This window comes from Bordetella genomosp. 7, from assembly GCF_002261265.1.
Lineage (GTDB): Bacteria > Pseudomonadota > Gammaproteobacteria > Burkholderiales > Burkholderiaceae_B > Bordetella_A.
In genome coordinates, this window is record NZ_NEVK01000001.1 from 57,111 (window position 1) to 79,950 (window position 22,840).

The following is a 22,840-nucleotide window of genomic DNA, read 5'->3' on the forward strand; positions in this document are numbered from 1 at the left end:
TGCATCCGTGGAGCGCTGCCCGCCCGTCCGATGCCCAGCCAATACACAGGCGTGCATACAGATACTAGGGAAAATCCTGAGAAATTTGGCGGTATGTACGTTGCTGTGCCGCAACAGAACGCTAGCTGGCCGGGCTGTCGGCCGGGTCCTGCGCGCGCCGCTTGATTTCCTGGTGGTGGCGTTCCATGGCTTGCCGGAGTTCGCGGCGCTGCAACGCGGCCTCATAACGCTGCCGCTGCTCAAGCGTGTGTACTTGCAGTTGCGGCACGGGGGTTGGCTGGCCGCTGTCGTCCACGGCAACCATCGTGAAGAAACAGCTGTTGGCGTGCCGCACGACCTGCGCGCGGATGTCTTCGGTAATTACCTTGATGCCCACTTCCATCGATGTGCGGCCCGTGTAGTTGACGGACGCCAGGAACGTGACCAGTTCGCCCACATGGATAGGCTGGCGGAACATGACCTGGTCTACCGAGAGCGTGACCACATATTGGCCGGCATAGCGGCTCGCACAGGCGTAGGCGACCTGGTCCAGGTACTTGAGGATGGTGCCGCCGTGGACGTTGCCCGAGAAGTTCGCCATATCGGGCGTCATCAGGATGGTCATGGAAAGCTGGTGGCTTGCAGTGTCTGCTTGCATGGCTCGCACACGGGATGTCAAAACATCATGGTAATCGGTGCATGCCGCGCCGGGCGGAAACTTGTCGCGCTAGCCACGAAACGGGGTCATCGATTGTGCAAGACGCCGCAGGTCTGCGGATGCATAATGGCCTGCGTGCCGTGTACGGGCGGCCCACCCAAGGAGATTCCCCATGTCCCGAGATTCGCAGTTCGACAGCCTGCTGCCGCCTCTGCGGCTGGACCGGCGCGCCTTTGTGGTTACGGCCCTGGCCACCGGCTTTACCGCAGCCACCGGTCATGCAGCAGCATCCACCGCCATCAGCACCTCTGCGGACGGCCTGCAGGCAGGCGAAGTTCAGATCCCCGTGCCCGGCGGCAATATGCCGGCGTATCGGGCGGCTCCCCAGGGCGGCAAGTCGCTGCCCACCGTGCTGGTGATCAGCGAAATCTTTGGCGTGCACGAGTACATCAAGGATGTATGCCGCCGCCTGGCCAAGGCCGGATACCTGGCCATTGCGCCCGAACTGTTTGCGCGGCAGGGCGACGCGTCCAAGTTCACCGAGATAGCCCGCCTGCGCGCCGAAATTATCGATAAAGTGCCCGACGCGCAGGTCATGGCCGACCTGGACGCCACGGCGGCCTGGGCGGCCGGGAATGGGGGCAACCCCGAACGCCTGCTGATCACGGGCTTTTGCTGGGGAGGCCGCATCGTGTGGTTGTATTCGGCGCACAACCCCAACCTGCGTGCGGGCGCGGCATGGTATGGCCATGTGCGCAACACCACCAGCCCGATCAAGCCGCAAGATCCCATCGCGCTGGCGGGACGCCTGAACGCGCCGGTGTTGGGCTTGTATGGCGAGGCCGACGCGGGCATTCCGGTGGCGGACGTCGAACAGATGCGCGAGGCGCTGGGCAAAGGCTCGGAAGCAGCCAAGCAATCGCAGATACGCCTGTATAAAGATGCGCCCCATGCGTTTCATGCCGATTACCGGCCCAGCTACCGCAAAGAGCCCGCCGAAGACGCGTGGCGACGCATGCTCGACTGGTTCGAGCGCTACGGCGGGTAAGCCGCGCGCTACGGCTTGCGCACGCGCTGCTGCAGCGGAGCGTATTCGGCCGGCACCCACGCATAACCGTGACCATCGGCGCGCACGTGGCCCAGGCCCGGAAACGGCAGGTGCGCGCCTGCCACCCAGAGTTTGTCGCGCGCTGCGTCGGCGAAGACTTTCTTGCGGCTGGCGATGGCCTGGGCGCTGTCTACGTCGAATTCGATGGCGACTTCAGGCCGCGCGAACTGCACCGCATGGTTGTGCACGATGTCGCCCCATACCAGCAGGCTCTCGCGCCCGGACGTGAACAGGTATGAAGTGTGGCCGGGTGTATGGCCCGGCGTCGGCACGGCGCGTACGCCGGGCAGCAGCGTTTCGCCGGGCTGGTAGGTAAGAAACTTGCCGGTAGCCTGGTAGGGCGCAACGGCGTCGCGCGACATCTTGAAAAACGGCTGGACATCGGCGGGCGCCTGCGCGGCGACGGTCTGGCTCAACCAGAAGTCGGCGTCGGCGCGCGCAGCATAGACGTCGGCGTTGGGAAAACGGGGGGTGCCCTGCGCGGTGAGCAGCCCGCAGGCATGGTCGGGGTGCAGGTGCGTGAGCAATACGGCATCGATCTGCTCGGGCTGAAAGCCCGCGGCCCGCAGGCCTTCGGCCAGGCCGCCGGCGGTGGGGCCCATGCAAGGCCCGGCGCCCGTGTCCACTAGCACCAGGTGTTTGCCGTTCTGGATGACATAGGCGTTGACGGCAGTCTGTACGCCCGGGTCAGCCGGCACGAACATGGTGGCCAGCAGGGTCTGGATGTCGGCCGCAGTGGCGCCGGTGAGCAGGCCGGGATCGACATCGAGATAGCCGTCATACAGGGCGGTTACCACGAAATCGCCAAGCGCCATGCGATAAAAGCCGGGGGCCTGCGCCGTTTGCAGCGGGGCGGCCGCGTGCGCGGGGGTTGCGGCCCCGGCGCCGGCCACCAGGGCCGTTGCAGCCAGACTGAATGCGCCCAGCAAGCGGCGCGGCAGGAAACAGACCGGAAAACGCATGACAGATAGCTCCGTTGAATCAGGCCGTAGGTGCGTCGAGGATAGCGCGAATCAAGGCAGCATGCGCGCCGTGGCCCGCGCCTGGGCGGCGAGCCAGTCGGCCACGGTATCTACGTCGGGCGATCGAGCATGCGCGCCGCGTATCATGAAGTAGGCATGACGGGACGCGCTTTGCAGCGGCGGGCCCACGGCCACCAGCCGCTGCTGCGCCAGCAGCGGCTCGACCAGTGCCTGGCGGCCCAGCGCGACGCCGTGGCCGGCCAGCGCGGCGTGCACGATCTGGTCGTATTGATTGAAACGCAGCATGCCTTTGGGGCGCACGCTTCCCAGCTGGTGGGCCTGCAGCCACTCAGCCCATTGCAACCATGGGCGCGTGGGATCATCGAACTCCAGCAACACCAGGCGCGGCAGGCTCAAGGCGTCGATTGCGCCGATACCCTGGGACGGGTGCGCCACCGGCGCCACCGCCTCGCCAAACAGCCATTGCGCGGCTTCGGGCGCGGCATCGCGGGGCGTGTACCGGATGGCAATGTCTACGCCGTCGCGTTCAATGTCGAGCAGGCGATTATCGGCAGCGACCCGCACATCGACGGCCGGATGCTGTGCCTGGAATTCACCCAGCCTGGGCAACAGCCACAGCGAGGCCACCCCTATGGTGGTGGTGACCGTCACGGGAATACGGCGCTCGGGGGCGCGCCATTGCCCCGCCAGTTCCCCCAATTGAGACAGCCACGGATCGGCCATGTGGAACAACCGGGCGCCTTCGGACGTGAACGCCACCGAGCGGAACCCCCGCTTGAGCAAAGGCACGCCCAGATGCGCCTCCAGGGCGCGCACCTGGCGGCTGATGGCCGACTGCGTCAGGTGCAGGTCGCGCGCCGCGGCGGTGATGCTCATGCGCCGGCCCACTGCGACGAATCCGCGTATCAAGTCCAGGGGAGGCAGTTTGGAAAGGGGATATGACATTCCTGTAGCGCATGCGAATGCGACGTGGAAATCGGTTGAACAATCATACCCGGAGGGCGTTCAATAAGGCGTACTGGATCAACACATGTGTGGCGCGGAACCCTGCCGCCATGCAGCGGCGGAGAACTTCGATGGCCGGCGAACCGATCAGCCTGTATTGCGCAACGGGAATGTCAATGGCATTGACGCGCGATCCGGTGCGGGTGCGGCGCGTGCCGGGCCTGCGTATTCTTTGCCAGGCCGGCGTGGCATGGGTATCGGAATATCGGTGCCGCGACGACTACGTGCTTGGTGCCGGTGACACCGTGCGCCTGCGCGGCAATCGCGATATTGTGATGAGCGGGCTGCCCGACGCGCGGGTGGCGCTTTTCCTGGAGCCTACGTCATGACTGCAACTGCCTTGCCCTGCGAATTGTGGTTCGACTTCGCCAGCCCCTATAGCTACCTGGCGGTCGAGCGCGTCGAGCCCCTGGCTCGCCAAGCCGGCGTCGATGTCGTGTTGCGGCCGTTTCTGCTTGGTCCGATTTTCCAGGCGCAGGGGTGGAACGATTCGCCCTTTCGCCTGTTTCCCGGCAAGGGCGCATACATGATGCGCGACGTCGCGCGCCTGGCGGACAAGTACGGCATCGCCTACCAGCGACCCAGCCAGTTTCCGCGCATGAGTGTCCTGGCTGCGCGCGTGGCATTGCTGGGGCAAGAGCAGCCCTGGGGCGCCGGGTTCTGCCGTGCGGTGTTTCGCGCCAACTTTGCCGGCGATCTCGACATCCAGGACGAGTCCGTCGTGCGCAATTTGCTGCAAGCCCTGGACGTAAATGGCTCCGCCCTGGTGGAGCAGGCTCGCCAGGAAACCACCAAAGAGGCCTTGCGACGCCGCGTCGACCGGGCTCGCGAACTGGGCATCTTCGGCGCCCCTACCCTGATGGTGGGTAGCGAGATGTTCTGGGGTAACGACCGTCTGGAAGATGCCTTGCAATGGGCTGCAAGCGGGCGCAAGGCCGGGTCTTGAAACTGCCGCCCGGTTAAACAGGAGATTGACAATGTCTACCGACAAGAAAGTCATGATCGTCACCGGAGCCAGCCGCGGCATCGGCGCGGCTGTCGCCATGCTGGCCGCCCGGCGCGGCTATAGCGTCTGCGTCAATTATCGCCATCGCCGCGACGCGGCCGACGAGGTGGTGGCGGCCATCCGCGCCGAAGGCGGCCAGGCGATCGCCGTCGCAGCGGACATGGCCGACGAGGCGCAAGTCGTGCAGCTGTTCCAGGCGGTAGACCGCGAGCTGGGGCGCGTAGACGCCCTGGTCAACAATGCGGGGGTGCTGGAAACCCAGATGCGCGTAGAGGACATGGATGCGGCACGCGTCTCGCGCATCCTGGCCACCAACGTCGTAGGCGCGCTGGTCTGTTGCCGCGAGGCGGTGCGCCGCATGGCCCCCCGGCACGGCGGCCGGGGCGGGGCGATCGTCAACGTGTCGTCGGTGGCCGCCCGCCTGGGCTCGCCGGGCGAATACGTCGACTACGCGGCGTCCAAGGGCGCGCTGGATACGCTGACCATCGGGCTGTCGAAAGAAGTGGCTGCCGACGGCATCCGCGTCAACGCGGTACGCCCGGGAACGATCTATACCGATATGCATGCCAGCGGCGGCGAGCCCGGCCGGGTTGATCGCCTGGCAAGCTCGATTCCGCTGCAGCGCGGCGGCACCGTCGACGAAGTGGCCGGCGCCGTGATGTGGTTTTTCTCGGAAGAGGCCGGCTATACCACCGGCTCGTTCATCGAGGTGTCGGGCGGCAAGTAGCCCTGCGCCCCCCGCTGCCTATCGGCCGGTATTGGGGTAGTCGGGGCCCGCGTCATGAAAGCCGCCGGTGCTGTAAGGATTGACGGCGCCCGGGTGGGGCGGCCCCGCGCGGTGCGGGCCGTCGGCGCAGGCGGCCAGGGTCAGCCAATGTAAACGAGATTTCATGATGGTCTCCTGAGAGTCCTTGGAGCGGGCTGTCGTACGCCGGCGTACGACTCACTCCATCAGCCGCGCCAGTTCCACTCCGGGATCGTCCGCACGCATGAACGCTTCGCCAACCAGGAAGGCGTCTACGTTGTGGCGCCGCATCAGTTGGACGTCTTCCGGAGAAAGAATGCCGCTTTCGGTAATGACCCGCTTGCCGGCGGGGATCATGGGCAGCAGGTCCAGGGTGTTCTGCAAGCTGGTTTCAAAGGTGCGCAGATTGCGGTTGTTGATGCCGAGCAAGGGCGTCTGCAGGCTGAGCGCGACGTCGAGTTCCTTGGCGTCGTGCACTTCCACAAGCACATCCATGCCCAGTTCAAACGCGACGGCTTCCAGTTCGCGCAGGTGGGTGGGTGTCAGGGCGGCCACGATCAACAGCACGCAGTCGGCGCCCATGGCGCGCGCGGAGATGACCTGGTAGGGGTCGATGATGAAATCTTTGCGCAGCACGGGCAGCGGGCAAGCCGCGCGGGCGCGCCGCAGATTGTCGTGCGAGCCCTGGAAAAATTGCACGTCGGTCAGTACCGACAGGCACGCCGCGCCGTGCACCGCATAGGTGGCCGCGATGGCCGCCGGGTCGAAGTTTTCGCGCAGCACGCCCTTGGAGGGCGACGCTTTCTTGATTTCGGCAATGACGCCGGCCTTGCCCTGGGCGATCTTGTCTTCAATGGCCTGGGCAAAACCTCGCACGTCCTGGCGCGCCTGCGCCTCGCGCAGCAGCTCTGCTTCGCTGCGCATTTGGCGCGCGGTTGCGACTTCCTCAGCCTTGACGGCGAGAATCCTCGCGAGAATGTCGTTCATTTCAGGAATTTCCGGGTATATGTGCAGAACTCTTCCAGCTTGGCTCGCGCCGCGCCGTTAGCAATCGTTTCAAAAGCCAATTTCAGGGCTTCGGCAATGGTGGGGGCCTTATTGCCGGCATAAATGGCCAAGCCGGCATTGAAGCCGACGATGTCGCGGGCAACTCCGTCGACATTGTCCAACGCCTGGATGACAAGCTCGCGGGATTCTTCACGGTTGCTTACCTTGATGCCCCGATTAGACACCATTGCCAACCCATAGTCTTCGGGGTGGATTTCATATTCGCGCACTTCACCATCCTTGAGCTCTCCCACCATGGTGGAACCGCCCAGCGAAGCTTCGTCCATGCCATCTTTGCCATGCACCACCAACACGTGGCGCGACCCCAGGCGCTGCAAAACTCGTACCTGAATGCCGACCAGGTCGGGGTGGAACACGCCCATCAGCTGGTTGGCCGCGTTGGCGGGGTTGGTGAGCGGCCCCAGGATATTGAAAATGGTACGCACGCCCAGCTCTTTGCGCACGGGCGCCACGTTCTTCATGGCGCTATGGTGCGCGGGGGCGAACATGAACCCGATACCGGTGGCCTGAATGCATTCGGCGACTTCGGCGGGGCTGAGCGCAAGGTTCGCGCCCAGGGCTTCCAGCACGTCGGCGCTGCCGGACGAGGAAGACGCGCTGCGGCCGCCATGCTTGGCGATCGGCACGCCTGCGGCCGCCGCCACGAACATGGCAGTGGTCGAAATATTGAAGGTATGGCTGCCGTCGCCGCCGGTGCCGCACATGTCGAGCAGGTCTTGCGGATTGGGCGTGACCACCGGGGTGGCGAACTCGCGCATGACCTGGGCGGCGGCGGTGATTTCGCCGACGGTTTCTTTCTTGACCCGCAACCCCATCAGCAGCGCGCTGGCAATCTGCGGCGACATTTCGCCGCGCATCAGCATGCGCATCAGGTGCAGCATTTCATCGTGGAAAATTTCGCGATGCTCGATGCAGCGCGTCAGGGCTTCGGTGGGCGAGATGGACATGGTGTCGGTTCCTTTTATTGGATGTTCAGGAAGTTGCGCAGCAGGTCATGCCCATGCTCGCTCAGCACGGACTCGGGGTGAAACTGTACGCCGTATACCGGCAGTGTCTTGTGGCGCACGCCCATGATGTCGCCATCGGGCGCGGCGGCGGTCACTTCCAGGCAGTCGGGCAGCGTATCGCGCGCGATCGTCAGCGAGTTGTAGCGAATGACGGTATATGGCGAGGGCAGCCCCGCGAAAATGTCGGTGCCCCGATGCGTGATCTGCACGGTCTTGCCGTGCATGATCTGGGGGGCCCGCACAATGTCGCCGCCGTAGGCCGCGCCGATGGCCTGGTGGCCCAGGCATACCCCCAGGATGGGCACCTGGCCGGCAAAACGCTGGATCAGGGCCACCGACACCCCGGCCTCGGCCGGTGAGCAGGGGCCCGGCGACACGCAGATGCGGTCGGGTCGCAGCGCGGCGATTTCGTCGAGCGTGATCTGGTCGTTGCGGGCGACCTGCACATCCTGCCCCAGCTCGCCAAAGTACTGCACCAAGTTGTACGTGAAGGAATCGTAGTTATCGATCATCAGCAATCTAGACATGGCGATTCCTGTGCGTGGCAGCGAGCGGGAGTGTTTTGTTGTGGAATTTCAAGGGTTTGGGCGCGAGCGAACCCGCCCGGCGCCACCCTGGGAAGGGGCGATCATGGGTGACTGCGGGGAACAAGAGTACGGGCATTGGGCAGGTCTCCTTGGGTGTTGGAGCCGCCGTGCCGGAGTGCCATTCTGCTAAACCTTGCCTGCCGGTACGGCGGCAAGGTGCGGTTCGGGAACCGCAGCAACGTGCCGCTTCCTATTGGAAGCGCCACCACTTAGCAATATTGATCGATGTGATACGGGTCATGGCCGACCGGATGTTCGTTGGTTGCGGCAAGTTGCCACAAGTGAGGGGAATATTACCATGCGTGGCGCGCTCCGGCACATCCGGCCCTGCTCGAATGCATGCCGGTTTCCGCAGCGCGGAACGACTGCGCGCAAGTTGCCACGGGACTCGCAAGTTGCGTCATCATGCGCGATTTTGGTGCGCGGAAGCCTCATAAGCATGTAAGCTTCTGCTGCTGAACACAGTACGGCTGGCGTGTCGTTTCCGGCGATCCCGGAAGTCCCTGTCCGCAGTCATCGATCCACCGAAAATCAACAAAATACCAATCAACGTCGCATCCCATGCGGCATTGTGTGCATCGGCTCGCCTGTGGCAGTGGGCGATGCCATGCAATTCTTGAGGATGTTGTGTATGCAAGCTCAATCGACACCGCAGGCGCAGCGCATCGGGATTCCGCGCGAAACCTTTGACGGGGAAAAGCGCGTCGCATCGGTGCCCGATGCCGTCGCGAAGCTGGTCAAGCTGGGGTTCCAGGTAGCGGTGGAATCCGGGGCGGGGGAAGCCGCCAATTTCAGCGACGACGCCTACCGGGAGGCGGGCGCCGAGATCATTGACGGGGCTGCCGCGCTGTGGAGCGCGTCCGACATCGTATTCAAGGTGCGCCCGCCCACCGCCGACGAAGTGTCGCTCATGCGCGAAGGTGGCATGCTGGTGGGCTTTATCTGGCCGGCCCAGAATCCGGAGCTGATGCAGCAGCTGGCCGCCAGGAAGGCGACGGTGCTGGCCATCGACAGCCTGCCGCGCACCTTGTCGCGCGCACAGAAAATGGACGCGCTGACCTCGATGGCAGGCGTCAGCGGTTACCGCGCCGTGATCGAGGCCGCCAACGCCTTCGGGCGCTACTTCAATGGGCAGATCACGGCGGCGGGCAAGGTTCCGCCGGCCAAAGTGTTTGTCGCCGGCGCCGGCGTGGCCGGGCTGGCCGCCATCGGCACGGCCGCGAACCTGGGCGCCATTGTGCGCGCCAACGATACGCGGGCCGAGGTCGCCGACCAGGTCAAGTCGCTGGGTGGCGAGTTCGTCAAGGTCGACTACGAAGAAGAAGGCTCGGGCGGCGGCGGGTACGCCAAGGTCATGAGCGAGGGCTTCCAGGCGGCTCAGCGGGCGATGTATGCCGAGCAGGTCAAGGACGCCGACATCGTCATCACCACGGCGTTGATTCCCGGCAAGCCGGCCCCCAAGCTCATTACCGCAGACATGGTGCGCTCGATGCGCCCGGGCAGCGTGATCGTGGACATGGCCGGCGAGCAGGGCGGCAATTGCGAGCTTACCGTGCCGGGCGAGGCCGTGGTGCGCCATGGCGTGACCATCATCGGCTATACGGACCTGGCGTCGCGCCTTGCGAAGCAGTCGTCCACCCTTTATGCCACCAACCTGCTGCGCCTGGCCGAAGAGCTGTGCAAGGCAAAGGATGGCGTGGCAGTGGTCAACATGGAAGACGACGCGATCCGCGGCCTGACCGTCATCAACGCGGGCGAAGTCACCTGGCCCGCGCCGCCGCTGAAGCCCGCCGCGACCCCGCCGGCCAAGCCGGCCGCCGCGCCTGCGGCGAAGCCCGGCGGGCATGGCCACGGCGCCACCGGGCCGCTGCCGGCCAAGGCGGTGGCGGGCATTTTCGCGGCAGCTGCCGTTGCCTTCTGGTTCATCGGCAGTTATGCGCCCGCCGCCTTCCTGGGCCATTTCACGGTATTCGTGCTGGCTTGCTTCATCGGATACATGGTGGTGTGGAACGTCACGCCCGCGCTGCATACCCCGCTGATGAGTGTGACCAACGCCATTTCCAGCATCATCGCCATCGGCGCGCTGGTGCAGATTGCATCGCCCGACGCGGGGCAGGCGGGCCGGCCCGACGAATTGATCCGCTGGCTGGCGTTCATTGCGCTGGTGCTCACAGCCGTCAATATGTTCGGCGGCTTCGCCGTCACCCGCCGCATGCTGGCCATGTTCCGTAAATAATAAGTAGAGAAGAACATCATGTCCCAAAGTCTTGCTACGGTGGCGTACCTGGGCGCCGCCATCTTGTTCATCCTGAGCCTGGGAGGGCTGTCCAACCCCGAGACCTCGCGGCGCGGAAACTGGTTCGGTATTTTCGGCATGGCCCTGGCCGTGCTGGCCACGGTGTTCGGGCCTCGTGTCGATGCATCGGGCATTGCCTGGATCGTGGCAGCGTTGGTCATAGGCGGCGCCATAGGCCTGTACGCCGCCCGGATCGTCAAAATGACCCAGATGCCGGAACTGGTGGCCCTGATGCACAGCCTGGTGGGTCTGGCCGCCTGCCTGGTGGGGTTTGCCAGCTACGTCGATACCTCGTTGCAGCTCCAGGGCGCCGAGAAAGTCATCCACGAAATCGAGATCTATGTCGGCATCCTGATCGGCGCGGTAACGTTCTCGGGTTCGCTGATCGCTTTCGGCAAGCTCAATGGCCGCATCGGCGGCAGGCCGCTGCTGCTTCCGGCGCGCCATTGGCTGAACCTGGCCGCGCTGCTGGTGGTGATCTGGTTCGGGCGTGAGTTCATTCGCGCCGATTCGGTGGCCGACGGCATGGTGCCCCTGCTGGTAATGACGGCAATCGCCCTGTTGTTCGGCGTGCACATGGTCATGGCCATCGGCGGCGCCGACATGCCGGTGGTGGTGTCCATGCTCAACAGTTATTCGGGCTGGGCGGCGGCCGCCACCGGATTCATGCTGAGCAATGACTTGCTCATCGTCACGGGGGCGCTGGTCGGTTCTTCGGGCGCGATTCTGTCGTACATCATGTGCACCGCGATGAACCGCAATTTCATCAGCGTGATCGCCGGCGGCTTCGGGTCGGGCGCTTCGTCCGCCAAAAAGGGCGATGCGGCCGAGCAACAGGGTGAAGTCACCCCCATCGGCGCCGCCGAAACCGCCGAGATGCTGCGCGAGGCCAAGAGCGTGGTGATCGTGCCGGGCTACGGCATGGCGGTGGCGCAGGCCCAGCACACCGTCAACGACATTACCCGCACGCTGCGCGAAAAAGGCGTCGATGTCCGCTTCGCCATCCATCCGGTGGCCGGCCGCATGCCGGGGCACATGAACGTGCTGCTGGCCGAAGCCAAGGTTCCGTACGACATCGTGATGGAAATGGACGAGATCAACGACGATTTCCCCGATACCGATGTGGCCATCGTTATCGGCGCCAACGACATCGTCAACCCCGCCGCGCAAGAAGACCCGGGCAGCCCTATTGCCGGCATGCCGGTGCTTGAAGTGTGGCGCGCCCGCAATTCCATCGTGATGAAGCGGTCCATGGCGTCGGGGTATGCCGGGGTGGACAACCCGCTGTTCTACAAAGAGAACAACCGCATGTTGTTCGGCGACGCCAAGCAGATGCTGGACGAAGTGCTGGGCGCCCTGAAGGCGTAACGAAGGCGCTCGCGCCTGCCGCCACCGTGCGGCGGCAGGCGAGCGCCCGCACGCGCCGCGTCAGATGGGCTCGTCAAGCCCGTGCTGCACCTGTTCGGCGGCGCGCAGCACGGCGCGGGCCTTGGCCTCGGTTTCGGCCCATTCGAGCTCGGGGTCGGAATCCGCCACAATGCCCGCGGCCGCCTGCACGTATAGCGTGCCATCCTTGATGACACCCGTACGGATGGCGATTGCCACGTCCATTTCGCCGCCGTAGCTCAGGTAGCCGGCCGCGCCGCCGTAGATGCCGCGGCGCACCGGCTCGAGTTCGTCGATGATTTCCATGGCGCGCACCTTGGGCGCGCCTGTGAGCGTGCCGGCAGGGAAGGCGGCGCGCAGCACGTCCATGCTGCTCATGCCCGGGTTCAGGGCGCCGGTCACGTTGGACACCAGATGCATGACGTGCGAATAGCGTTCGATCGTCATGGTGTCGGTGACCTTTACCGAGCCCACTTCGGCCACCCGGCCCACGTCGTTGCGCGCCAGGTCTATCAGCATGACGTGTTCGGCGATTTCTTTCGGATCCGCGCGCAGCTCTTCGGCAAGCGCCAGGTCTTGTTCCGGGGTGGCGCCGCGCTTGCGCGTGCCGGCCAGCGGACGAATGGTGATCTGCGATTTGGGCGTGCCGTTGTCGCTGACCTGTTCCTGCCGCACCAGGATCTCGGGCGACGCGCCCACCACCTGGAAGTCGCCGAAGTTCCAGAAATACATATAGGGCGACGGGTTCAGCGAGCGCAGCGCGCGGTACAGCGACAGCGGCGAGTCGCGGAACGGCTTGGCGATCACCTGGCCGACCTGGACCTGCATCAGGTCGCCCGCCGCGATGTATTCCTTGGCGCGGCGCACGGCGGCCAGGTAGTCTTCCTTTTTGAAGTCGCGCCGTTCTTCGGTCTGCATGCTGGCGTGGCTGTAGGGAATGTCCACGGGGCGACGCAGTTTGGCGCGCAGATCCAGCAGGCGCTGCTGCGCGCGGCTATAGGCCTCGGGCTGCGAGGGGTCGGCATACACCATCAGGTAGGTGCGGCCGGCCAGGTTGTCGACGATCACAAGTTCATCGACGTGCATCAGCATGATGTCGGGCGTGCCGCCCTGCATGCCGGCCGGAAACGGCTTGGTGGCCGGGCCCAGTCGCGGTTCGATGTGGCGCACCGTGTCGTAGCCGAAGTAACCGGCCAGGCCGCCGCAAAACCGGGGCATGCCGGGGCGCACGGCTACCTTGAAGCGGCCCTGGTACTGCTCGATGAAAGCGAGCGGATCGCCCTGGTTCGTCTCGATTACCTGCCCGTCGCGCAACACTTCGGTGGTGGTGCCTTCGGCCCGGATCACAGTGCGCGCCGGCAGGCCGATGAACGAATACCGTCCGAAGCGCTCGCCGCCGACCACCGATTCCATCAGGCAGCTCATGCGCCCGCCCTGCGCGCCGCTGTGGGCCAGTTTCAGATAGATGGCCAGCGGCGTATCCAGATCGGCGTAGGTTTCGGCCACCAGCGGAATGCGGTTGTATCCCTGTGCTGCCAGTGCTTTGAATTCAATTTCGGTCATGGGGGTCTCGCAGGTTTCTTGGGGGCTACGGGCCGGGCACGCAACAAAAAAGCCCGGTCCAGTGATGGGTCCGGGCTTAGGCGCTGTGTTCGTACAGCTTCGGCACTAGTCGGCAAACGCGTCCAGGGCCGGGAAGGGAATCATCGCCACCCGGAAGACCAACGCCACCAGCGCCACGCGGCGCTGTGCTGGAAGGTCTTGGGGCAGGCGATCATTGATGAGAAAAATCTGCTTGTTGCGCTGGAGGCAAAGCGCCGGGATCAGGAGGCCGCGCCATCCAGGGCGGCTGCCGGATTTCCGGGCTGGCCCTTGGTGCGGTCGGCGTTCCAGAGTGCGATCCACTGGGCGGCTTCGACGATGCCGGCAACTATACCATCGACATCCAGGCTGTGCACATCCTGCCCTTCGTTGTAGCCGTAAGGCACGGCCAGCACTTGCACGCCGGCGGCGCGGCCCGCCAGTGCGTCGTTGACCGAGTCGCCGATCGCCACGGCCTGCGCCGGGGCCACGCCCAGGCGCTCGCAGGCGTACAGCATCTGGTCGGGGTCGGGCTTGCGGCGCGCGCAGGTGTCTCCGCACACCACTTCCTGGAAAAAGCCCGCCAGGCCGGTGCGCTGCAATAGCGGCAGGGTGAACTCGGTGGGCTTGTTGGTGACGACAGCCAGCTTCAGGCCCTGGTCGCGCAGCGCTTTCAGTCCTTCGATGACGCCGTCGAATACCGTCGCCTTGTCGCCGTTTACCAGGTGATAGTGGCGGAAAAACGATGCGCGGGCGCGGGCGAACAGTTCGGGGTCGGGTTCGGCATCGTGCAGCGAGCCGGCCAGCGCTCGGCGCACCAGGTTGTCGACGCCTTTGCCCACGAAAGTGGCGATTACGTCTTCGCGCAGGGGGGGCATGCCCAATTCGATGCGCATGGCGTTGGCGGCATGGGCCAGGTCGGGCACCGAGTCGAGCAGGGTGCCGTCCAGGTCGAGCAGAACGGCGTGGAATGTGGTCATGACGGGCCTCACGCGGTCAGGGTGCCGGCCTTCGCGATTTCGTCGCGCAGGGCCTGGATGACTGCGGCGTAATCGGGCTTGCCGAAAATGGCCGAACCGGCCACGAAGGTATCTGCCCCGGCGGCGCGGATCTGCGCGATATTGTCGACTTTCACCCCGCCATCGACTTCAAGCAGGATGGGCTGGCCGCCCTGTTGCGTCCAGCGGTCGATGCGCGCCCGCGCATCGCGCAGCTTGGCCAGCGTGCCGGGAATGAAGCTCTGGCCGCCGAAGCCGGGGTTTACCGACATCAGGAGCACCACGTCGAGCAGGTCCATGACGTGGTCCATGGCGTCCAGGGAGCTGGCCGGATTGAACACCAGGCCGGCCTGGCAGCCGTGGTCGCGGATCAGCGACAGGGTGCGGTGCACATGGCGCGAGGCTTCGGGGTGAAAGGTGATGATGTTGGCGCCCGCCTTGGCAAACTGGGGAATCAGTTCGTCGACCGGCTCGACCATAAGGTGCACGTCGATAGGCACCTGCACGTGCGGCCGGATTGCGGCGCAGACCATGGGGCCGATGGTCAGATTGGGAACGTAATGGTTGTCCATGACGTCGAAGTGGATCCAGTCGGCGCCGGCGTCGACGACATTGCGGACTTCTTCGCCCAGGCGGGCGAAGTCGGCAGACAGGATACTGGGCGCGATACGAGTGGCGGCCTGAGACGCAGTAGGCATGATGATCGGGGTTTCCGCGGGCATAATGTGCCATTATTGTAGTTTGCCGTACCAGAATGCCGCCCGGTCCGGTTACAACCGCCCGCGGCAGGCTCCCTTTACCAGCGCTCATCGGGAAAGGCCCGTGAAACCCTACGACCTGACCGTCACCGTTGCTCCGGTTTTCGTGCCCGAGCAATCCGATCCCGCCGAACAGCAGTATGTGTTCGCCTACACGGTGCGCATCACCAATACCGGCGAGCACCCTGCGCAAGTCATCAGCCGTCACTGGATCATCACGGACGGCGACCAGCGTGTCCACGAAGTGCGTGGCCTGGGGGTAGTGGGGCAGCAGCCGCTGCTGGCTCCCGGCGAAACCTTCGAATACACCAGCGGCTGTCCGCTGAACACCCCCGTGGGCACCATGAGGGGTACTTACCATTGCGTGGGCGAGAACGGAATTCCGTTCGAGGTGCCCATCCCCGAATTCCTGCTGGCCATGCCCCGCACGCTGCACTGACACGGCGGCATGCCGGCATTTTTCCGTATTTGTACATGAAGCGTTTACTGAGCCTGTTGTGCATGCCGCCGCTGTTGGCGGCATGCAGCCTGACGCAAGTTCCGCCCGAGCCGGGCCAGCAGGCGCCGGCCGCCTCGCCGGGCGCGCCATCTGTAACCGGACCGCTGGTCGTGCCGCCGCTGTCGGCGTTGCCGGACACGCCCGCGCGGGCGCTGGGCGGGCGCTTCCAGCGGGCAAACTGGGCCGACCTGCCGGGCTGGTCGGCCGACGACCTGTCTCAGCTGTGGCCGCTGTTCATCCGCAACTGCAAGGGGCTGATGCGGCCCACCAGCGGCAACCTGGCCGCGCCGGCGCGCGCCGCGCCACGGGTCTGGCAGCCGGTTTGCGCGGCCGCCGCCGATCTTGGGCAAGATCCCCTCGACGCCGCCACGGTGCGGGAATTCGTGCAGACGCATCTGCAGCCCTGGCGCCTGAGCGGCGCCGACGGCCGCCCGGCCGCCAACACGGTCACGGGCTACTACGAACCGTTGGTGCGCGGGTCGCGGCGGCAGGGCGGGGTGTACCAGTGGCCGCTTTACGCCGTGCCCGACGATCTGCTCACCATCGACCTGGGCGCGGTATACCCGGAATTGGCCGGCAAGCGGGTGCGCGGCAAGCTGGTCGGCAAGCGGGTGGTGCCCTACGACACGCGCGCCGCCATTGAGTCGTCGAACCGCAAGCCGCCGGCCATCGTCTGGGTTGACGACCCCGTCGACAACTTTTTCCTGCAGGTGCAGGGATCCGGCCGCGTGCTGCTGACCGACGGGCCGGACGCGGGCACCACAATACGGGTGGCGTATGCCGACCACAACGGCCAGCCTTATGCATCCATCGGACGCTGGCTGATCGACAAGGGCGAATTGGGCGCCGACCAGGCTTCGATGCAGAATATACGGGCCTGGGCGCAGCGCAATCCGCAGCGCGTGCGCGAAATGCTCAATGCCAATCCGGCTGTGGTGTTTTTTCGCGAAGAGGCCGTCACCGACCCCGAGCTCGGTCCCAAGGGCGCCTACGGCATTCCGCTGGCGCCGCGTCGTTCCATTGCCGTGGACGCCGGTTTCGTGCCGCTGGGTGCGCCGGTGTACCTGGCCACGACGTGGCCGGCCTCCGACCGGCCGCTGCGGCGCCTGGTATTCGCGCAAGATACCGGCGCCGCCATCCGCGGCGCCGCGCGGGCCGACTTTTACTGGGGATATGGCGACGAGGCCGGCGCCCTGGCGGGCCGCATGAAACAGCGCGGCCAGATGTGGGTGCTGTGGCCCCGGCAGGCAGGGGAGCCCAGCGCGCGATGACTCACCAGATAGTCGTTTGCGGCGCCGGCATTATTGGTTTGGCCAGCGCCCTGGCGCTGGCGCGTCGCGGGCTGCGCGTCGCGTTGCTGGCGCCTGCATCGACGGTGCCCGCCGCCGACCCCGATACCTATCATCCGCGTGTCTATGCCATATCGCCGGCCAGCCAGAAGTTCCTGGCCGGGCTGGGAATCTGGGACGCCCTTCCGACCGCACGCATCACGCCGGTGCAGGCCATGGAAATCCATGGCGACGCGGACGGCCGGGTCGACCTCGATGCCTGGCATGCGGCGCAGCCGCAGCTGGCCTGGATCGTCGAGTCCGGTGAAATCGAACGCGTGCTGATCCAGGCCGTGCGCATGTTCGCGATTCCGTGGTTGCCCGAACGTTGCGTGGGGTACCGCGATGGCGCGGTGGAAACCAGCTCGGGGCAGTGGCTGCGCGCCGAGCTGTTCGTGGGCGCCGATGGCGCTTCTTCGCCCCTGCGCGCCGCGGCCGGCATTGCGCACAAATCAGTGCCATACGAAGACACGGGCCTGGTGGCGCACCTTGACGCCGAACGCCCGCACCATGGCACGGCTTTCCAGTGGTTCCGCGACGACGGCGTGCTGGCGCTGCTGCCGCTGCCCGATACGTCGGCGGGGCCGCAGGTATCGATGGTGTGGTCCATGCACAACCCGCAGGCGGCGGCGTTGCAGGCGCTGGCTCCGCAAGAACAGGCCGATCGGCTGCAAGACATGCTTGCGCAGGCTTCGCACGGGCGGCTGGGCCGCCTGACGCTGCGCGGCAAGGTGCACGGTTTTCCGCTGACGCTGGATCAGGCGCAAATGACGGCGCCGGGCATCGCGCTTGCCGGCGATGCCGCGCATCGCGTGCACCCGTTGGCGGGGCAGGGCCTGAACCTGGGGCTGGGCGATGTCGAAGCGCTGGCGCGCATCGTGGCAGAGCGCGAGCCCTACCGCACGGCCGGCGACCCGCGGGTGTTGCGCCGCTACCAGCGCGCCCGCGCCGAGTCGGTGTTGGCCATGCGGTTGGCTACCGACGGCCTTTACCGGCTGTTTGGCGCTCGGGCGGCGCCGCTGGCCTGGCTGCGCAATGCAGGCATGCAATGGGTGGACGCCGCGCCCGTCCTGAAGCGCTATTTGATCAACGGGGCCTCGCGCAATTAAGCCGGGCCAGGAGTACTCATGAACTTCCGAATTTCCGCAGTCTTGTCCGGCGCCGCATGCGCGGTGGGGTTGGCCCTGGCGGGCAGCGCGTGGGCGCAGGCGCCCGCTGCGCAGCAGGACAAGGTTTATTCCACCGAATCTGTCGCGGATCCGGCCGCGCAGGCCGTCAAAGATCGCTTCGCGCAGCGGTTCGGCGAACTCAGTGTGACGGCCGTGCGCCGCACCCCCTATGGCATTTTCGAAGTGCAGCTGGGCACCGAGCTGGTCTACACCGACGAAAACGTGACCTGGGTGATGGAAGGCCCGCTCATCGACGCGGCCACGCGGCGCGACGTCACGCGGGAGCGCCAGGAAAAGCTGGGTGCGGCGGCGTTTGACGAACTGCCGCTGGACATGGCCGTCAAGCAGGTGCGCGGCGACGGGTCGCGCAAGATGGCCATTTTCGAAGACCCCAACTGCGGCTATTGCAAGCAACTGCACAAGACGCTGCAAGACGTCGACAACCTGACCATCTACACCTTCCTGTATCCGGTGCTGACGCCCGATTCCACGACCAAGTCGCGCAACGTCTGGTGCGCCAAGGACCAGGCTCGGGTGTGGCAAGACTGGATGCTGCGCGGCCAGACGCCGCCGAGCGCCGAATGCGACGCGCCTATCCAGCAGGTGCTGGCGCTGGGGCAGAAGCTGATGGTGCGCGGCACGCCCGCCATCTTCTTCGAGGACGGCAGCCGCCTCAACGGCGCTGCGCCGCTTGAAATGATCGAGGCCCGTCTGGGCCAATAACCGGAGCTTGCCGTGAATGACGATGCCATCAAGGTCGCGCTGCTGGATGACTACCACGGCGTGGCCGAACGCTACGCCGACTGGAGCACGCTGGGCGCCAACGTCCAGGTGCAGTCGTTTCGCGACTACCTGCCCGAAAGCGCGCGGGTGCAAGCGCTGCAGCCGTTCGATGTCATCGTCGCCATGCGCGAGCGCACCCCGTTTCCCGCGCAACTGGTCAATGCCCTGCCCAGGTTGCGCCTGCTTATCACCACGGGCATGCGCAACCTGGCCATCGACATGGATGCCTGCCGTGATCGCGGCGTGGTCGTCTGCGGGGCGCCGGGCAGCGCGGACGCCAATACGGCCACGGCCGAACTGGCCTGGGCCCACATCCTTGCGCTGTTCAAGAACCTGACCATCGAAGACGCCAATATGCGGCGGGGCCTGTGGCAGACCGGCATGCCCCAGCCGCTGGCAGGCAAGTGCCTGGGCGTGGTGGGGCTGGGCAAGCTGGGCGCCGCGGTGGCCCAGGTGGGCAAGGCCTTCGGCATGCAGGTGCTGGCCTGGAGCCCCAACCTGACGCCCGAGCGTGCGCAGGCCGCTGGCGTCGGGTTCGCATCCAAGCACGAGCTCTTCGCCAACGCGGATGTGGTCAGCCTGCACCTGGTCCTGAGCGAAAGCACGCGCCAGGTCGTGGACGTCGCTGCGCTGGCCGCCATGAAGCCCACCGCGTTCCTGGTGAATACGTCGCGCGCGGGTCTGGTCGATCAAGACGCCCTGGTGGATGCGCTGCGCAAGGGCCGGCTGGCCGGCGCCGGCCTGGATGTGTATCCCGAAGAGCCGCTGCCCGCCACCGATACGCTGCGCGCCTTGGACAACGTGGTGCTTACGCCGCATCTGGGGTATGTCAGCCCCGAGAACTTCACGGTGTTCTACCGCAGCGCCCTAGAAGCGGTGCAGGCCTGGATGGCCGGCAACCCCATACGCGTTCTCAACGCGTAAAAATCCCGTAATAGTCGCCTGACAGCGGGGCGGCCGGCGCGGCCGCCTAGCGCCGCTCGAACATCACTTTCTGCTCGGTCAGTGCGGGTTCATTGTCGGCGCAGCCCGCGCCGGCGCCGCCATGCGGCGTCGCGGGTTCCGACGGGTCGATGTGGTCGAACGCCGTATCGCCGCCGGCATCGGGCACTCCGGTGGGCTTCAGGCCCGCGAAGTCGAACAGGTCGCGGTCCATCAAGTGCGACGGCACGATGCGCGACAGCGCATTGAACACGTTCCATGAACGACCGGGATGCCGGCGGTCCCACTCGCGGATCATGCGGCCCACTTCTTGCCGCTTCAGGTTTTCCTGCGAGCCGCACAGGTTGCACGGAATGATGGGAAACTGCTTGAATGCCGCGTAGGCGATCAGGTCGCTCTCGGGCACATAGGCCAAGGGGCGGATCACCGTATGCCGGCCGTCATCCGACACGAGCTTGGGCGGCATGGCCTTGGCCTTGCCGCCGTAGAACAGGTTCAGGAAAAACGTCGCAAGAATGTCGTCCCGGTGGTGGCCCAGCGCGATCTTGGTGGCGCCCAGTTCGCTTGCCACCCGGTACAGGATGCCGCGCCGCAGCCGCGAACACAGCGAACACATGGTTTTTCCCTCGGGAATGACCCGGGTCACGATCGAATACGTGTCCTGTGTCTCGATGTGAAAGGGCACGCCCAGCGAACTCAGGTAATTGGGCAGGACATCGGCCGGAAAGCCGGGCTGCTTCTGGTCGAGATTCACCGCGACGATGTCGAACGAAAAGGGGGCCCTCTTGCGCAGATTGATCAGGATGTCGAGCAGCGAATACGAATCTTTGCCGCCCGACAGGCACACCATGACGCGGTCGCCTTCCTCGATCATGTTGTAGTCGGAGATCGCGCGGGTGGTTTCGCGCGCCAGGCGTTTGCTGAGCTTATTGCCCTCGTGGCGGATCTTTTCTTCGGCGGGAGTACGCGCCACGGGGGCGGTGTCGACAAGGTCTTGCATGACAGGAGCCTAGCGGTTGATCTGTATTTCGACGCCCACGGCCGCGCAGTCGGAGAACGCCATGGGTTTGCTGATGCGCAGGCGCAGCGCCCGCACCTCGTCGAAGTCGCGCAACAGGCGCGCCGCCACCTGTTCCGTCAGTGTTTCGATCAGGTTGACGTGGGCCTGCGTGCATTCTTCGACAATGGCTTCGCGCAGGCGGCGATAGTCGAGCACGCTGTGGATATCGTGATCGTCGACCGTGCGCGTGATGTCGACGTCGAATTCGGCGTCGATATGCAGGGGTTGGGTCGCGCGGCGTTCGTGTTCAAGGATGCCGATACGGGCGTCCAGTGCCAGCCCGGAAAGGATGATGCGGCGTGTAGGCATGATGAATACCTAAAAGACAGAAACGGGATTGTAAGGCGGGCGGCGCGGCTGGCTACAATCCGGGCTGATGTGCCGCGGGCGGCGCAATGCTAAGCCTTACGGAAGACGAGTTTCATGCAGCAATACGACGCAGTGATCGTGGGCGGCGGCCCGGCCGGCGCCTCTTGCGCCATCTGGCTTGCCCGGCTGGGCCTGGATGCGCTGCTGGTCGAGGCCGCCGCGCAACCCGGCGGGCTTGCCCACGACAACCCGTTCAACGATGACTGGATCGCCGTGCTGCCCGACGTCACGGGCCAGCAGGTCGCAGCCAATATTGCCCGCAGCGTGCGGGCCGCCGGGGTGGCCACGCGGCTGAACACGGTGGCGCGCCGGGTGGTTTGTCGCGACGGGGGCTTTGACGTGGAACTCGAGGCAGGGGGCCAGGCAATGCAGGCGCGAGGGCGTGCGCTGGTGATCGCCTCCGGTGTGCGTGCTCGTGGCCTGCCGGGCCGGCCCGCGGACGCCTCCTGGCCCGGCGTGCTGGTCGGTCCGGGCTCGGCCATCATGGCGCAGGACTACACCGGCCAGTCGGTGGCGGTGCTGGGCGGCGGCGATAACGCGTTCGAGAATTTCGTCTACGTGCGCAATCGCGGCGCAGGCGAAGTACATCTGTACGCACGCACCGTGCGCGCCCAGCAGCAATGGGTGGCGCGCGCCGGCAACGAGGGCGTGCATGTCGGCCAATATGTGGTCGATCCTGTGGCGCGCACCGTCAACGGCCAGGCGTACGACCTGATCCTGGTGTTCTACGGCTGGGAGCCGCAAGCCGCCTTCGCCGATGGCCTGGGCCTGCAGCGCGATCCGCGTGGTTACATCCACACCGACCCGGCCACGGCCGAGACCAGCGTGGCGGGCGTGTACGCCATAGGCGAAGTGGCCAACCGCATGCATCCCTGCGTGGTGACCTCCATGGCCGACGGCGTGGTCGCCGCCAAAGCCATCCAGCGCCGCCACGAACGCGGCGCAGCATAAAGGCAGCCGTATCCGCGCGAGGTGTCTGACACCCTCCGGGAGTCAGACACCAGTGGCACCTAGAAGGCGCCGTTACCGCAGTGTCCGATTCCCGAAGGGTGTCAGACACCGTTGGCAGGCAGAAAGCGCCGTTACTGCAGTGTCTGACTCCCGAAGGGTGTCAGACACCGATGGCAGGCAGAAGGCGCCGTTACTGCAGTGTCTGACTCCCGAAGGGTGTCAGACACCGATGGCACGCAGAAGGCGTCGTTACTGCAGTGTCTGACTCCCGAAGGGTGTCAGACACCCACGGCGGGCAGAAGGCGTCGTTACTGCAGTGTCTGACTCCCGAAGGGTGTCAGACACCGACGGCAGGTAGAAGGCGCCGTTACTGCTGTGTCTGACTCCCGAAGGGTGTCAGACACCGATGGCACGCAGAAGGCGTCGTTACTGCAGTGTCTGACTCCCGAAGGGTGTCAGACACCGACGGCAGGCAGAAGGCGTCGTTACCGCAGTGTCTGACTCCCGAAGGGTGTCAGACACCGACGGCAGGCAGAAGGCGCCGTTACTGCAGTGTCTGACTCCCGAAGGGTGT

At 65.6% G+C, this 22,840-nt stretch carries 24 protein-coding genes; 12 read left to right on the forward strand and 12 right to left on the reverse strand.

Features of this window, described 5'->3' with window-relative positions:
* Nucleotides 1-121: 121 nt before the first annotated feature.
* The gene (locus CAL19_RS00280; protein ID WP_026639807.1) at nucleotides 122-637 is read right to left on the reverse strand and encodes an acyl-CoA thioesterase; all 516 of its coding nucleotides are present in this window, start codon (nucleotides 635-637) and stop codon (nucleotides 122-124) included.
* A gap of 172 nt (nucleotides 638-809) precedes the next feature.
* Here CAL19_RS00280 and CAL19_RS00285 point away from each other — a divergent pair, with 172 nt between their 5' ends.
* Nucleotides 810-1,685 carry a dienelactone hydrolase family protein gene (locus tag CAL19_RS00285; RefSeq protein WP_094795729.1) on the forward strand — a complete coding sequence of 292 codons (876 nt, stop codon included), beginning with the start codon at nucleotides 810-812 and terminating at the stop codon, nucleotides 1,683-1,685.
* Nucleotides 1,686-1,693: 8 nt separating this feature from the next.
* On the opposite strand, the gene CAL19_RS00290 is transcribed toward CAL19_RS00285, so the two are convergent.
* A complete protein-coding gene (locus tag CAL19_RS00290) occupies nucleotides 1,694-2,707 on the reverse strand; it encodes an MBL fold metallo-hydrolase (RefSeq protein WP_094795730.1) in 1,014 nt (337 codons plus the stop codon).
* 51 nt (nucleotides 2,708-2,758) lie between these two features.
* Entirely contained in the window at nucleotides 2,759-3,673 is a 915-nt protein-coding gene (locus CAL19_RS00295; protein ID WP_094795731.1) for a LysR substrate-binding domain-containing protein, read from the reverse strand.
* A 131-nt stretch (nucleotides 3,674-3,804) separates the two neighbouring features.
* Here CAL19_RS00295 and CAL19_RS00300 point away from each other — a divergent pair, with 131 nt between their 5' ends.
* Genes CAL19_RS00300 through CAL19_RS00310 form a run of 3 tightly spaced genes read left to right on the forward strand, consistent with a single transcriptional unit; the run spans nucleotide 3,805 to nucleotide 5,466 of the window.
* A complete protein-coding gene (locus tag CAL19_RS00300) occupies nucleotides 3,805-4,062 on the forward strand; it encodes a DUF2917 domain-containing protein (protein ID WP_026639811.1) in 258 nt (85 codons plus the stop codon).
* Entirely contained in the window at nucleotides 4,059-4,679 is a 621-nt protein-coding gene (locus CAL19_RS00305; RefSeq protein ID WP_094795732.1) for a 2-hydroxychromene-2-carboxylate isomerase, read from the forward strand. The genes CAL19_RS00300 and CAL19_RS00305 overlap by 4 nt, the downstream gene beginning before the upstream one ends.
* 31 nt (nucleotides 4,680-4,710) lie before the next feature.
* Nucleotides 4,711-5,466 (forward strand): SDR family oxidoreductase, encoded by a 756-nt coding sequence (locus tag CAL19_RS00310; protein WP_026639813.1) that lies wholly within the window; start codon nucleotides 4,711-4,713, stop codon nucleotides 5,464-5,466.
* Between the two features lie 18 nt (nucleotides 5,467-5,484).
* Here the strand turns inward: CAL19_RS00310 and CAL19_RS19665 are convergent, their stop codons facing one another.
* From CAL19_RS19665 to CAL19_RS00330, 4 genes are read right to left on the reverse strand one after another with little or no spacing between them, the layout of a single operon-like run.
* Entirely contained in the window at nucleotides 5,485-5,631 is a 147-nt protein-coding gene (locus CAL19_RS19665) for a hypothetical protein (RefSeq protein WP_094795733.1), read from the reverse strand.
* Nucleotides 5,632-5,682: 51 nt separating this feature from the next.
* Nucleotides 5,683-6,471, reverse strand: a complete 789-nt coding sequence (trpC, locus tag CAL19_RS00320; RefSeq protein WP_026639814.1) for an indole-3-glycerol phosphate synthase TrpC — start codon at nucleotides 6,469-6,471, stop codon at nucleotides 5,683-5,685.
* Nucleotides 6,468-7,499, reverse strand: a complete 1,032-nt coding sequence (gene trpD, locus CAL19_RS00325) for an anthranilate phosphoribosyltransferase (protein WP_026639815.1) — start codon at nucleotides 7,497-7,499, stop codon at nucleotides 6,468-6,470. Before trpD ends, trpC begins: the two co-directional genes overlap by 4 nt.
* 14 nt (nucleotides 7,500-7,513) lie before the next feature.
* A complete protein-coding gene (locus tag CAL19_RS00330) occupies nucleotides 7,514-8,086 on the reverse strand; it encodes an anthranilate synthase component II (protein WP_026639816.1) in 573 nt (190 codons plus the stop codon).
* A 691-nt stretch (nucleotides 8,087-8,777) separates the two neighbouring features.
* Here CAL19_RS00330 and CAL19_RS00335 point away from each other — a divergent pair.
* Both CAL19_RS00335 and pntB read left to right on the forward strand, forming a co-directional pair.
* Nucleotides 8,778-10,382, forward strand: coding sequence for a Re/Si-specific NAD(P)(+) transhydrogenase subunit alpha (locus CAL19_RS00335; RefSeq protein WP_094795734.1), 1,605 nt, complete (start codon nucleotides 8,778-8,780; stop codon nucleotides 10,380-10,382).
* Between the two features lie 18 nt (nucleotides 10,383-10,400).
* A complete protein-coding gene (pntB, locus tag CAL19_RS00340) occupies nucleotides 10,401-11,810 on the forward strand; it encodes a Re/Si-specific NAD(P)(+) transhydrogenase subunit beta (protein ID WP_094795735.1) in 1,410 nt (469 codons plus the stop codon).
* A 60-nt stretch (nucleotides 11,811-11,870) separates the two neighbouring features.
* On the opposite strand, the gene trpE is transcribed toward pntB, so the two are convergent.
* The 3 genes from trpE to rpe form a co-directional block, all read right to left on the reverse strand.
* Nucleotides 11,871-13,391, reverse strand: a complete 1,521-nt coding sequence (gene trpE, locus CAL19_RS00345; RefSeq protein WP_026639819.1) for an anthranilate synthase component I — start codon at nucleotides 13,389-13,391, stop codon at nucleotides 11,871-11,873.
* A gap of 260 nt (nucleotides 13,392-13,651) precedes the next feature.
* Entirely contained in the window at nucleotides 13,652-14,389 is a 738-nt protein-coding gene (locus CAL19_RS00350; protein ID WP_026639820.1) for a phosphoglycolate phosphatase, read from the reverse strand.
* A gap of 8 nt (nucleotides 14,390-14,397) precedes the next feature.
* Nucleotides 14,398-15,129: a ribulose-phosphate 3-epimerase gene (gene rpe / locus CAL19_RS00355; RefSeq protein WP_026639821.1), complete on the reverse strand. Its 732-nt coding sequence runs from the start codon at nucleotides 15,127-15,129 to the stop codon at nucleotides 14,398-14,400.
* 100 nt (nucleotides 15,130-15,229) lie between these two features.
* On the opposite strand from rpe, the gene apaG reads away from it, so the two are divergent.
* From apaG to CAL19_RS00380, 5 genes are read left to right on the forward strand one after another with little or no spacing between them, the layout of a single operon-like run.
* On the forward strand, nucleotides 15,230-15,604 hold the full coding sequence (apaG, locus tag CAL19_RS00360; RefSeq protein ID WP_026639822.1) for a Co2+/Mg2+ efflux protein ApaG: 375 nt from the start codon (nucleotides 15,230-15,232) through the stop codon (nucleotides 15,602-15,604).
* 35 nt (nucleotides 15,605-15,639) lie between these two features.
* Nucleotides 15,640-16,935 (forward strand): murein transglycosylase A, encoded by a 1,296-nt coding sequence (mltA, locus tag CAL19_RS00365; protein ID WP_026639823.1) that lies wholly within the window; start codon nucleotides 15,640-15,642, stop codon nucleotides 16,933-16,935.
* A complete protein-coding gene (locus CAL19_RS00370; RefSeq protein WP_094795736.1) occupies nucleotides 16,932-18,101 on the forward strand; it encodes a UbiH/UbiF family hydroxylase in 1,170 nt (389 codons plus the stop codon). Before mltA ends, CAL19_RS00370 begins: the two co-directional genes overlap by 4 nt.
* 18 nt (nucleotides 18,102-18,119) lie before the next feature.
* Nucleotides 18,120-18,884 (forward strand): DsbC family protein, encoded by a 765-nt coding sequence (locus CAL19_RS00375; RefSeq protein WP_094795737.1) that lies wholly within the window; start codon nucleotides 18,120-18,122, stop codon nucleotides 18,882-18,884.
* 27 nt (nucleotides 18,885-18,911) lie between these two features.
* Nucleotides 18,912-19,868: a D-2-hydroxyacid dehydrogenase family protein gene (locus CAL19_RS00380; RefSeq protein ID WP_094795903.1), complete on the forward strand. Its 957-nt coding sequence runs from the start codon at nucleotides 18,912-18,914 to the stop codon at nucleotides 19,866-19,868.
* A 46-nt stretch (nucleotides 19,869-19,914) separates the two neighbouring features.
* Here the strand turns inward: CAL19_RS00380 and ttcA are convergent, their stop codons facing one another.
* Nucleotides 19,915-20,886 (reverse strand): tRNA 2-thiocytidine(32) synthetase TtcA, encoded by a 972-nt coding sequence (gene ttcA / locus CAL19_RS00385; RefSeq protein ID WP_094795738.1) that lies wholly within the window; start codon nucleotides 20,884-20,886, stop codon nucleotides 19,915-19,917.
* A 9-nt stretch (nucleotides 20,887-20,895) separates the two neighbouring features.
* Nucleotides 20,896-21,255, reverse strand: a complete 360-nt coding sequence (gene folB / locus CAL19_RS00390; RefSeq protein ID WP_026639828.1) for a dihydroneopterin aldolase — start codon at nucleotides 21,253-21,255, stop codon at nucleotides 20,896-20,898.
* 114 nt (nucleotides 21,256-21,369) lie between these two features.
* Between folB and CAL19_RS00395 the strand changes: the two genes are divergently transcribed.
* Nucleotides 21,370-22,266, forward strand: coding sequence for an NAD(P)/FAD-dependent oxidoreductase (locus CAL19_RS00395; RefSeq protein ID WP_094795739.1), 897 nt, complete (start codon nucleotides 21,370-21,372; stop codon nucleotides 22,264-22,266).
* The last annotated feature ends 574 nt before the right edge of the window (nucleotides 22,267-22,840 follow it).

Coding starts and splice junctions, on each gene's coding strand:
- CAL19_RS00280 (WP_026639807.1), bottom strand. CDS start 637: ATGCAAGCAGACACTGCAAGCCACCAGCTTTCCATGACCATCCTGATG.
- CAL19_RS00285 (WP_094795729.1), top strand. CDS start 810: ATGTCCCGAGATTCGCAGTTCGACAGCCTGCTGCCGCCTCTGCGGCTG.
- CAL19_RS00290 (WP_094795730.1), bottom strand. CDS start 2,707: ATGCGTTTTCCGGTCTGTTTCCTGCCGCGCCGCTTGCTGGGCGCATTC.
- CAL19_RS00295 (WP_094795731.1), bottom strand. CDS start 3,673: ATGTCATATCCCCTTTCCAAACTGCCTCCCCTGGACTTGATACGCGGA.
- CAL19_RS00300 (WP_026639811.1), top strand. CDS start 3,805: ATGGCCGGCGAACCGATCAGCCTGTATTGCGCAACGGGAATGTCAATG.
- CAL19_RS00305 (WP_094795732.1), top strand. CDS start 4,059: ATGACTGCAACTGCCTTGCCCTGCGAATTGTGGTTCGACTTCGCCAGC.
- CAL19_RS00310 (WP_026639813.1), top strand. CDS start 4,711: ATGTCTACCGACAAGAAAGTCATGATCGTCACCGGAGCCAGCCGCGGC.
- CAL19_RS19665 (WP_094795733.1), bottom strand. CDS start 5,631: ATGAAATCTCGTTTACATTGGCTGACCCTGGCCGCCTGCGCCGACGGC.
- trpC (WP_026639814.1), bottom strand. CDS start 6,471: ATGAACGACATTCTCGCGAGGATTCTCGCCGTCAAGGCTGAGGAAGTC.
- trpD (WP_026639815.1), bottom strand. CDS start 7,499: ATGTCCATCTCGCCCACCGAAGCCCTGACGCGCTGCATCGAGCATCGC.
- CAL19_RS00330 (WP_026639816.1), bottom strand. CDS start 8,086: ATGTCTAGATTGCTGATGATCGATAACTACGATTCCTTCACGTACAAC.
- CAL19_RS00335 (WP_094795734.1), top strand. CDS start 8,778: ATGCAAGCTCAATCGACACCGCAGGCGCAGCGCATCGGGATTCCGCGC.
- pntB (WP_094795735.1), top strand. CDS start 10,401: ATGTCCCAAAGTCTTGCTACGGTGGCGTACCTGGGCGCCGCCATCTTG.
- trpE (WP_026639819.1), bottom strand. CDS start 13,391: ATGACCGAAATTGAATTCAAAGCACTGGCAGCACAGGGATACAACCGC.
- CAL19_RS00350 (WP_026639820.1), bottom strand. CDS start 14,389: ATGACCACATTCCACGCCGTTCTGCTCGACCTGGACGGCACCCTGCTC.
- rpe (WP_026639821.1), bottom strand. CDS start 15,129: ATGCCCGCGGAAACCCCGATCATCATGCCTACTGCGTCTCAGGCCGCC.
- mltA (WP_026639823.1), top strand. CDS start 15,640: ATGAAGCGTTTACTGAGCCTGTTGTGCATGCCGCCGCTGTTGGCGGCA.
- CAL19_RS00370 (WP_094795736.1), top strand. CDS start 16,932: ATGACTCACCAGATAGTCGTTTGCGGCGCCGGCATTATTGGTTTGGCC.
- CAL19_RS00375 (WP_094795737.1), top strand. CDS start 18,120: ATGAACTTCCGAATTTCCGCAGTCTTGTCCGGCGCCGCATGCGCGGTG.
- ttcA (WP_094795738.1), bottom strand. CDS start 20,886: ATGCAAGACCTTGTCGACACCGCCCCCGTGGCGCGTACTCCCGCCGAA.
- folB (WP_026639828.1), bottom strand. CDS start 21,255: ATGCCTACACGCCGCATCATCCTTTCCGGGCTGGCACTGGACGCCCGT.
- CAL19_RS00395 (WP_094795739.1), top strand. CDS start 21,370: ATGCAGCAATACGACGCAGTGATCGTGGGCGGCGGCCCGGCCGGCGCC.